We start from the raw sequence: 10,353 nt of genomic DNA, 5'->3' as shown, positions 1-10,353 counted from the left end.
TCAGGGCCACGGCGGCCAGGGCCACTGCCATTGCGCTGCGTTTGAATGTCTGGAATGCGTTGTTCATGCTCGAGTCTCCATCGATGTTATTTGAAATTTTTTCTAGCGCCGCTGCCGGGCCGCCGGTCTTACAGGTATCAACCCGTGACGAGTGGATTATATATGTAAGATGTATGATGTTGAAAGAAATATTTTTGGCTTATTTCGCATCCAGTTTTCGCGCCAAACCGTGCCCTTCCTTTTTCTCAGTCACAGCGTGCAATAGGCACTTGCCTCAACTGCATATACAGCATGACGAGGACTGTTTCAGGCTTCGCGTACAGGAAAGCAACATCAATGGCGCAGTGCCTTCTATACTTGTATGATGTTTTACTCATGTTCGGCGCGCCTTATGTTTCGCACTTCTGCATGCATCCGGAACATGGTGAACAGATTGACGACAATGAGGACGATTTCGAGCGCGGTGCCGCCGATCGAACCGCTTGCGATGTTATTGGCGACCCAGAATATCGAACCGACCAGCATGAGCGCGCGCATGGCAATGCCATTAAGCATGAAGAGCGCGATGGTGCCGATGCAGGAAGCAGTCAGAGGCAGCCATGCGATCCAGCCTGTCGCAAAGCGAAGCCCCAGGACGATATTTAGCGCGATAATGAAAACCACGACCCACCGCGACCGGGTGTACAAGGACAACACCGACCGCAGCGTCGATACCAGCGTACTGCTTACCGCGGTCATATTGCCGAGCAAGGCGAAATGCACTGCGTAGGCGATGCATTCGCCTGCCATCATGATCTTGAACGCCTTGTCGCTACGCTGCAGGAAAGAACCGATGCCGAGCACAAATGCGAAATAGCCGGCGCACTGGGCCGGCGTGAACCATTCTGAAAACACGACTGACTTCGCTGTTCGTTATGAGTGAATCAAGGCGAAACCGCTCCAGCCTTGGTTATCGCGGTCGTTAAGGCTACGGGATTGGATGCGATGAAACCACCTTCTTCACCTCTTTCGTCGCATCCGGATCGTGCTTTCCCTACATGCGCAATACCAGCGCAAGCGGGCCGCGTGCGGACCGTGCATTGGAAATGGCAGGCGCAGCCTGCTTCGCAACTGCGTCGTCGGCATTATCCCGATCCTGCTGATCTTGCTCATCCTGCAGCTTGAAAATGCGGACCAGGTCGGCCATTTTCCTGGTCTGCGATTCCAGCGCTTCTGCGGCGCCACCGGCTTCCTCGACCAGAGCGGCGTTCTGCTGAGTCATCTCGTCCATCTCGGACATCGAATGCCCGATCTGCTGGATACCGATGCTTTGCTCCTGGCTGGCCGTGCTGATTTCGGCAACGATGGTGCCGACGCGCTGTACGCTTGAGACGACTTCCGTCATGGTTGCGCCGGCCTGGTCGACCAGCCGCGAGCCGGTGGCCACCTTGTTGACCGAATCATCGATGAGCGCCTTGATCTCGCGGGCGGCGGTCGCCGAGCGCTGGGCCAGGCTACGCACTTCGGAAGCCACAACGGCGAATCCGCGCCCCTGCTCGCCGGCGCGGGCCGCCTCGACCGCGGCGTTCAATGCCAGGATGTTGGTCTGGAACGCAATGCCGTCGATGACGCCGATGATGTCGACGATTTTCTTTGCCGAGGCATTGATCTCGCCCATCGTCGATACCACCTGCGTCACGACCTTGCCGCCCTGCTCCGCGATGGATGACGCCGCCGAGGCCAGCTGGTTCGCCTGGCTCGCGTTCTCCGCATTCTGCTTCACCGTGGCGGTCAATTCCTCGATGGAAGCCGCCGTCTCTTCCAGGGAGCCGGCCTGCTGCTCGGTCCTCGACGACAGGTCGGCATTGCCGGTCGCGATTTCGCTTGAACTTGCCGCGATCGCATCGCTGCTGGTGCGTACTTCGCTGACGATTCTCTTGAGCGCATCGTTCATCTCCTTGAGCGCGGCCATGAGCTGGCCGGTTTCATCGGTGGATGTCTGCACGATTTCCGTTCTCAGGTCGCCGCCGGCCACCTTGCGCGCGACGCTGACGGCCTGCTGCAAGGGGCGCGATACCAGCCTGGCGATCGATAACGCGAAAAGCAGGCCCAGGACCACTGTTCCGGTCAGCATCGCCGCCACCCACACCTGTGCGTCTTCGTAAACCTCGCTGCCGGCGCGGCTGGCCGCGAGGCTGTTGCGCATGCCAAGCTGCACCATCGAGTCGATGTGTTCCCGCATCTCGCCGTAGAGGCGCGTCAGCGATCCGCGGTTGAAGATGATGGCTTCATCCTTCTTGTTCTGTGCCGACAACGAAATGACGTTGTCGTGCTCGGTCTTGAATTCATCCCAGAGCTTGACGATCTCCGCATAGATGGCCCGTTCTTCCGGGGTGATCGGCAGCTTTTCATAGTCGCTGCGTACGGCAGTGAGCTTCTGGATCAGATCACCCATGCGCATTTGATGAGTGCGCATTTTCACTTCGTCGTTGGCGAGGATATGCTCCATTTCCTCAGCCCGAAGCTGGGCCATGCCGGCCTTGATCTCTAGCAGGCCGCGCACCGAGGGCAGCCAGCGCGATTCAAGATCGGTGGCGGTATGGTTGACCTTCTGCAGCTGCGCCATCGAAAACAGGCTCACAAATACGGTCAAGGCCAGGACGACAAGGAAGGAAAACAGCAGTTTCGAGAAGATTTTCAGATTCTGGAACCGCGACGTGAAAATTCTCGTCAGGCGCGATCCGCTCACGGCGAATCGATGTGGTGCATGCATTGTCTTCCTCCTTGTTATTACGGCCGTTCATTGCCCGAACGGTGTGCCGCTATTTTGCTGAGATGAAGCTGTCTGGACTCGGCAAAGAAGCGGAATCGATAACGACATGTCCGGATTCCGCGCGGGCGGAATCCGGACCGGCGGCAAAGCGGCTTACTTGCCGCGACTTGCTTGCCGCTTATTGCCTGCGTTGCCGTTTCCAGGGTTAGGCAACGGGTGAAATGAATGCGATCAGCCTGCCCATTTTCCGGATGAAATCGGAAGTAACGATGAACTGCGGCTTGTCGCGTTTCACGTAAGGCGCGATCTCGGGCGGATTGTCAGCCGGATACGGTGATGTATCGTAGACGTCGCCGACATGCTTGCTTTGATAAGCCGTGCCGGTATAAGGCGTCGTCGGGCCGTCGCCGCGATACGGATTGACGATCTCGGCCACCGGCGATGTCCAGTAATCCTTGGTGCCCAGATCGGAAATCAGCTGGTTGACTTCGGTTTCCGGCACGTTTGGCGTGGTCATCTTCGCGCCTGTGAACAGGTCGGAGAAATCCACTTCTCGGATCGAGAAGTATTTCGGCAGCGCCGCCACGGCTCTCACATTGAGCGGCGACCTTGCGACCATGGCGGTGACGGCTTCGTTGCTCATGGCATTGAGTTCGTTGTACCTCGTCTCCAGCGCCGCGATGTTGACTTGGCGGCCTGCGGAGTAATGGCTAGGGGTGTTGGTGATGTCCTTGTTGTAGTAATAGGCACCGTTATGGATGTTGGAGCCATAGCGATGGACATAAAGCGCATCGTTGGTTTCCAGTTCGACGAAGGTCGGATGCGTGCGACCGCTCAGCAAGGGATTGAGCTGCACCGCGTTCGACGGCAGCGTGCAGGTCTTCAGCCAGGCGATGGCCTTGGGAATATTGGCCAAATATTTCCTGTCGCCGGTCAGCTGGAAATAATTGAACAGCTGCTGGATGTTGGTTTGAGTGGTATGGGTTGCCAGCGCACGCGGCTCATAGCTGCGGGCGCCCGCCGGGGAGCCGGCCGGACGTCCGCCGGTCTCGCGCGACAGGTGCTGCAGGCCCCAGCCCGACTGCAGGCCGTTGGCCGATGTCCATTGCATGCGCTGCATGCAATCCATCGCGCGGCGAATGTTCGGGATCAGGTCGGTGCGGCCGAGCGCGACCACGCACATGGTCAGGAACTTGATGTTCTCGCCCATGACGTCATCGTTGAAGGTGACATGCAGGGTGTAGTCGCCGTCATCCATGCCGGACTTCGAACCTGCCGGAAGCTGCTCCGGATTGGGGCGCGGCATCTGCGAGATGGAGCCCGGGAAATGCGGGAAGCGCTGCGGCCATCCGCCGTCGGCAATACCGAATTCAGGACCGAACTGGGCATTGACCATGAAGGCAATGGCCTTCTGCAGGGGCACCAGGAAGCGTTCGTCCTTCTTTTCCAGATACAGGCGCAGCATCAGCTGCGATGCGACAGCGGTGCCGGCATCGTCAAAGGTGGCATTGCCGTAGTAGTGCTGGAACTCTTCCAGGCGCCAGCCATTCTTGCCAATGGTGTCGTACCAGTGCTTGAGCGATTCCTCGCCAGCGAAGTCGTAGATGTAGTTCCAGCCGCCGGCCGGATGCTGCGCCTGCACCACCGCCAGTCCGGTGCGCACCGCAGCGTCATAAAAGCGCTCGTCGCCGGTGGCATGGTAGGAATCGAGATAGACGTGACCGACGGACGGCGTGCCGGGCGGCTGGATCCAGCACATGGTGCGCTTGGCTTCCATCTCGCCGAAGGTCTGGGTCAGATCGGGGGAATAGGACCATACGTAACCACCGCGATAGGACACTTTTTCGTCCATGTAGGCGGCGGCTCGCTTGAGCGCGGATGCCGCGGCAGTTTTTGCGGTGTTCGGGGTGGCGGGATTCGGCGTTACAGGAGTGGTTGCAACGGCTTCCGTTCCGCTGTTGCCGCCACCGCAGGCTGCCAGCGCCACTGGCGAAAGCATGGAAATCACAAAATCGCGTCGTTTCACAGCTTAGTCTCCTCGTTAGATCGTCAGTCTTGGACGGCCATGAGATCTGGCTCTTGGGCACGGGACCGACAGCACATGTCTTTGAAAGCGGATGGCGGCTCGGGTCAGGGCAGTGTCATGCAGGCCGCCATCTCATCTTACATCTTACGAAAAAACTATTACGTTCACAACATCTTCTTTTTCACGCTTTCTGCAACGTTGTTGAGAAAACTTAATGCGGCAAATATTTTCCTTTAAATACATATAGTTAAGTCTCCATCCAGCCTGAGATAACGGCCCGGGAGTCACAGCAATTCTTTCGAATTCCAAACATCATACGTCATACATATTTTCGCCGAGGCTAAGCGCTTCCTGGAATCGCAGCATGAGTATTGGCAAGCACGTCTCGCGGCCCGACCTGCCCCGCCCTGTCGATAGACATCCGATGCGATGCATCGCCGTCCCATTAATGGCTTGCAACCGCCACCGGACTGCCTGCAGCGGACGACTCGAGGATGGATTCGATCAGGCATTGCACCCGCAACGCGTCCCGGCCGTCAGGCGAGGGAGGCACGCCGTCGCGCACGCCCGCAAGAAAGCTCCGGATCAGCTCAAGATGATTCGCATGTGAAAACGCCATCGGATCCGCTCCGCCGCCGAGCACCGAAGGCGCCCCCATGTCTCGCTGCGTGCCGTCCATCAGGCGGACCTGCAAGGCATCGCCTTCAAGACAGGCCGATCCTTTCGTGCCGATAAGCCGTATCTGCTCCGGGAATCCCGGATAGCAGGCCGTGGTGGCATGCAAACTGCCAATCGCCCCGCTGCCGAAGCGCAGCACCGCCGCAACCAGATCCTCCGTTTCCATTCGATGAACTGCGGAAGTGAGCGCATGCGCATAAACGCTGCTCACTTCTCCCGCAAGACTGAGTGCCAGGTCAAGGGTATGTATGGCCTGCGTGAGCAGCACGCCTCCGCCATCGCGCGCCCTGCTGCCTCGACCCGGAACATCGTAATAGCTTTGCGGACGCCACCACGGAATCTGGATCGATACCGAGACGATGTCTCCCAGTTCGCCTTGCTGCAATGCCCGGCGCAGCGCCAGGCTGGATTGGCGGAAGCGGTGCTGGAATACCACGCCAAGCATGACGTTCTTTTGTTCGCACAACGCGACCAACGAGCGCGCCCTGTCGAGCGACACATCCAGCGGCTTCTCGAGCAGAACATGTTTTCCGGCTTCCGCGGCGGCGCGCGCCAGTTCAAGATGGGTATGCGGCGGCGTCAATATCAGGACAGCTTCAATGGATGGATCGTGCCATACCTGATCCACCGACTCGGCAACCGAAAATCCGTAGCGGCTACGCACGGCGTCCCTCGCGGGAGTGGAGCGCGCCACCACGCATGCAACATCGACCTCAGCCGCCAATTCCTGCAGGCTCCTTGCATGGGGCTCGAAAGCCATGCCTGCGCCGATGACTGCAATACGCATTTTTGCCATAAAACCTCTCCATGCTGTGATTAGCTGTGATTTGCTGTAATTTTGTAAGATGTCCGACTATGTCCTTGCGATGATTCTACTGAATGCGCAAAAAACAGGTCCGCATTTTTATCCCGTCGATTTATTTTCCTCTTGCAAGTCAAGGCGCCAGATTGTTAAAAACTGGCAAAAATGCAACGTGCACACCGTCCATTCGCACAGTTTTCGATAATTTTGAGCGATTTTCTTGGCTTTCGTGTCGTTAAATTGGATTCCAATCGATCAGGACCTGAAGGTTTTTCACTGCCTCCTACGTTTGCACGTTGCAAAAATGATGCGAAGTAGAATCAATGCGCAAAACTTATGTTGTGCTTGCCAAGATAAATTTGTATGATGTGTGACATTAAAAACATATGAATAACGCAGCCGCCGCCTTCCTGGGAACTCCCGGGATTAAAGCCTCGATCCTTTAAAGGTAAACGATGCCGTTTCAAGGCAAGGCATGCGGGGTTGCACCAGGAGACAAAGTACATGCCGCACATTTGGATCGAACACTCTGCGAATCTGGAAGGCAAGCTTGACCTTGCCTTGCTGCTTACGGGTGTTCATTCCGCGGCAGTGAATACCCGTATGTTCGCCGAAGGTGCGATTCGCACGCGCTTGCAATCGATTGACCAATACCGCATCGGCGATGGCCATCCCGATAATGCATTTGTTCATGTGGTGATTCGCATCGCGGCAGGAAGAGACCTGCAAACAAGGAAGCAGATCGGTGAAACGATGTTCGCCGAGCTATGCCGCCTGCTCGGGCGGCAATTTGACAACATGCCGCTCGGACTGTCGCTTGAGGTGCAGGAACTGGATGCGGCCCTTAACTTCAAGCAGAACAATCTGCAGGACCATATCGACCGCCGGACAAGCGCCAGGCAAGCCGGATGAAATGACCCGGCTTGCCGTATCGGAATGCAGTAACGAGAAAAATCGGATTGCCATGACGCTGCGGCGATCCTCGAAGAGTCATCGGCAAGAAATTGCCAATGGAGACTAGGCGTACTTTGGAAAAGGAAGGCAGTGAGTTCCATCGCCAGAAGGACCTAGATGTTCGGCGCAACGCCGAAGAACACTTGAACGAAGCACCTATAGGAGAAACCACAATGAAGAAATCGCTACTCGCGCTCGCCGTCCTGGGCGCAATCTCTGGCTCAGTCGCCGCTCAGACCAACGTCACCATCTATGGCCTGATCGACGTCGGCGTCGTTCGCGAAAGCGGCGCTCCTGCGGCCGGTTCGACCACCAAGCTCAGCAGCGGCATCGCCAACGGCTCGCGCCTGGGCTTCCGCGGCACCGAAGATCTGGGCGGCGGTCTGCAAGCCATCTTCACAGTGGAAAACGGTTTCCAGGCTGACACCGGCGCGCTCGGCCAGGGCGGCCTGCTGTTCGGCCGCCAGGCCTTCGTCGGCCTGCAGGGCGGCTTCGGCGCCGTGCGCCTTGGTCGTCAGTACACTGCTTTCGACGTGCTCATGGGCGCAGTCGATCCGTTCTTCAACGGCCTCGAAGGCAAGGCAGTCAACCTTTTCGCCCGCGGCTACGTCAGCCGTGTCAACAACTCCATCATGTACAGCAGCCCGATCATCGGCGGCTTCCAGGGTGACGTGACCTACGGCCTGGGCGAAGTCGCAGGCAGCAGCGCTGCCGGCCGTTATGTCGGCGCGTCCGTCGGCTATTCCGCGGGCCCGCTGTATGTGCGCCTGGCCTATCAGGATTCCAACACCGTTCCGGCGGCTGGCGTCGGCGCCACGCCGGCAGTGCTGGCAGGCTCGGACAAGAACACCGTGCTCGGCGCGACCTACAACTTCGGTCCGGTCATGCTGCACGGCGCTTATGGCGTGACGGAAGCCGACCGCGGCGGCCGCGACACGCTGGAGTTCAAAGATGCGATGGTCGGCGTGTCGGTGCCGGTCGGCGCGGGCAAGATCCTGGCCAACTTCGTCAACCGCAGCGACGACATCGGCACAGCCGACGCGCGCTTCTACGGTTTGGGCTACCTCCACTCGCTGTCCAAGCGCACCACGCTGCACACTTCCTACGGCTACATGAAGAGCCGCGGCGCGGGTTCGCGCGGCTACACCGTGGGCAATGCCATCGACGCCGGCACCGGCAGCCGCGGCCTGGAAGTTGGCGTGCGCCACACGTTCTAATTGCCGGTCAAAGCCAGCTGAACGAAAAAAGACGTCTTCGGACGTCTTTTTTTATTTCGAGTTTGCGCCGTTTGTGTTCAGATGGCATTCAGGCCCGCGGAGAACCGCCTGGCGTGCTCTTTCATTCCAAGCGAAATGGTCTCCCAGGTATGCGCCGGAAAGTCCGCCGGAAGGCCAGCCTCCACATGCGCCAGGGCGCGATCTACCCGCTCTATCATGTCAAGCATGGCGTTCCACACGGCGGGGCCTCCATGTTTCATGGCAAGCTGATGCCAGTGCCGCGTCTGGATTTCCTGAAACCGATAGTGGGCATTGCCGGAACGTATGGCCATCGCGAGTCCGGCCTTGCGCTGGTCAAATTGATTGGCAGCTTTTCCGAAGTAGGGCCACATGGAGAGCATGTCGTAAAGCGGCGTCATGCCGTAGGTATCGCCCCGGCCCAGAAAGATGGAATAGTTCTTGGCATGACCGTCGGTTGCCGCGAGCAGATAGAACGCCAGCTGCGCCAGCAGGAACATGGTTCTGTCCGTACTGTCGGAGGAGCCGCCCAGCAGCTTCAGGCATTGATGCATGCCCGGGCCGCCGTCGCGCTCGTACTTCGATTCGGGCGCAATACCTAACGCTTGGCAAAAGTCCTCCTGGGGCAGACGCGCGATCCAGGTCCCGCCGTCCATCCATTGGCGGTCGAATCGCTCCACGATCAGGACGGTTTGATCTCCGAAGCTGCCGATGGATGTGCCTGCCACCGGCAAACCGAGCGCCCCGACTATCTGTGCGCACAGCCATTCATTCTGGACCGAATCCGATGCATCGATGCGGCGCATGCCTCCGATCAGGCCGAGCGGCAGCTTGATGATGTGGGTGGTCGGCGTCGCGCCGCGCGGCAGACACCACTGACCGTTCCAGCGTGTGAGCGCGGTCTTTTCCTGGGCGCCTGCGATCGATATCCGGAACAGATCGTCGTCTTGGACTTCGAATCTGCGGTCGGACGGAACGGCATGGAGGAAATCGAGCAACTGCTCTTCGGTCCCGGGCTCGCAGTCGATACGATCCCATCCGACAGGAGAGTCATCGACGCCAAGCAGCTGCACCGCGCCGACGCAGTCGCGCCCGATTGCCTGCAGGAGCTCGAAGGTGTCGTTCTTCACGTTGAATCGCTTGCCCAGCCGTTGCCGTATCCGCTGGTTGTCTGGCAGGAGATTATCGAAGTAGTGTTTTACCACGTCGCCCTTGATGGCAAGCGAGCTGGCAATCGGCAAGGATAAGGACAAAGAGCGCCTGCGTTCGGATTGCAGCCAAGACGAGTCGTAGGTAAAGCTGTGTGAATGGCGATCAACGGTCCATCGGCCGATCAGCTCGCCATTCATCCATGCATTGAGAGACGGCACTACCAGGTCCCTTTCTTGGGCCGAAGCGCCAGACTCCGTTCTTGTTCTGGTGCAGGTGCCGGCCCGCTCCCGGATTGAACCGGCCGCTCCGGGACCGGAGTCTCTATTTGATGACCGGGATTGCGGCGCGGCGGTCGAACTTTCGAATGGTCAGGGTCTGCAACAGCTGCATCTGTTTGCAACTCTTCCAGCGACAATGTCGCGCCGAGTACGGAAAATATCTGCAGCAGCTGGTCGAGATTCACCAGCCCGGGATTGGCTTCTATTTCGGCGATGCGCGCCTGGCTCACTCCAAGAAGCTGGCCAAGTTGCGCCTGCGTATAGCCATGCTTCTTGCGCAAGCCTTTCAGATGCTGGCGAAGCTGGTCGGAAAATCGTATCGGATAAGGGATAGGCATGACAGCTTCATTTTATAGGCCCAAACCTATAACTGCAATATATAAGTCAAAGCCTATATATTGCTAATATAAGCTTTGGCCGATAAACTGCAGAAGCCTGTGACGATCTTCAGTACCGGAAATGAGATATGTTCCCCG

General features: G+C 58.2%; 9 protein-coding genes. 3 read left to right on the top strand and 6 right to left on the bottom strand.

Annotated elements, in window-relative coordinates:
• Positions 1–365, top strand: a 365-nt coding sequence (locus RY831_RS21725; RefSeq protein ID WP_326508468.1) for a hypothetical protein, incomplete at its 5' end; no start/stop codon positions are given.
• Between the two features lie 4 nt (positions 366–369).
• On the opposite strand, the gene RY831_RS21720 is transcribed toward RY831_RS21725, so the two are convergent.
• The 4 genes from RY831_RS21720 to RY831_RS21705 all read right to left on the bottom strand — a co-directional run bounded on the left by RY831_RS21720 (position 370) and on the right by RY831_RS21705 (position 6,252).
• Positions 370–894, bottom strand: coding sequence for a YgjV family protein (locus RY831_RS21720; protein WP_326508467.1), 525 nt, complete (start codon positions 892–894; stop codon positions 370–372).
• A gap of 139 nt (positions 895–1,033) precedes the next feature.
• On the bottom strand, positions 1,034–2,752 hold the full coding sequence (locus RY831_RS21715) for a methyl-accepting chemotaxis protein (RefSeq protein WP_326508466.1): 1,719 nt from the start codon (positions 2,750–2,752) through the stop codon (positions 1,034–1,036).
• Between the two features lie 205 nt (positions 2,753–2,957).
• Entirely contained in the window at positions 2,958–4,778 is a 1,821-nt protein-coding gene (locus tag RY831_RS21710) for a pectate lyase (protein ID WP_326508465.1), read from the bottom strand.
• A 445-nt stretch (positions 4,779–5,223) separates the two neighbouring features.
• Positions 5,224–6,252 carry a Gfo/Idh/MocA family protein gene (locus RY831_RS21705; RefSeq protein ID WP_326508464.1) on the bottom strand — a complete coding sequence of 343 codons (1,029 nt, stop codon included), beginning with the start codon at positions 6,250–6,252 and terminating at the stop codon, positions 5,224–5,226.
• A 510-nt stretch (positions 6,253–6,762) separates the two neighbouring features.
• Here RY831_RS21705 and RY831_RS21700 point away from each other — a divergent pair.
• Entirely contained in the window at positions 6,763–7,170 is a 408-nt protein-coding gene (locus RY831_RS21700; protein ID WP_326508463.1) for a 5-carboxymethyl-2-hydroxymuconate isomerase, read from the top strand.
• A 215-nt stretch (positions 7,171–7,385) separates the two neighbouring features.
• Positions 7,386–8,429 carry a porin gene (locus tag RY831_RS21695; protein ID WP_326508462.1) on the top strand — a complete coding sequence of 348 codons (1,044 nt, stop codon included), beginning with the start codon at positions 7,386–7,388 and terminating at the stop codon, positions 8,427–8,429.
• Positions 8,430–8,506: 77 nt separating this feature from the next.
• Here RY831_RS21695 and RY831_RS21690 read toward each other — a convergent pair whose 3' ends face one another.
• Together RY831_RS21690 and RY831_RS21685 are read right to left on the bottom strand one after the other, a co-directional pair.
• The gene (locus RY831_RS21690; protein ID WP_437126311.1) at positions 8,507–9,823 is read right to left on the bottom strand and encodes a type II toxin-antitoxin system HipA family toxin; all 1,317 of its coding nucleotides are present in this window, start codon (positions 9,821–9,823) and stop codon (positions 8,507–8,509) included.
• Complete coding sequence (locus RY831_RS21685) at positions 9,817–10,215, bottom strand: helix-turn-helix domain-containing protein (RefSeq protein WP_326508461.1); 399 nt, start codon at positions 10,213–10,215, stop codon at positions 9,817–9,819. Before RY831_RS21685 ends, RY831_RS21690 begins: the two co-directional genes overlap by 7 nt.
• Positions 10,216–10,353 lie beyond the last annotated feature (138 nt).

It is taken from the genome of Noviherbaspirillum album (assembly GCF_035916955.1).
Taxonomy (GTDB): Bacteria; Pseudomonadota; Gammaproteobacteria; order Burkholderiales; family Burkholderiaceae_D; genus Noviherbaspirillum; species Noviherbaspirillum album.
This window is presented reverse-complemented; position numbering and strand designations above follow the sequence as displayed.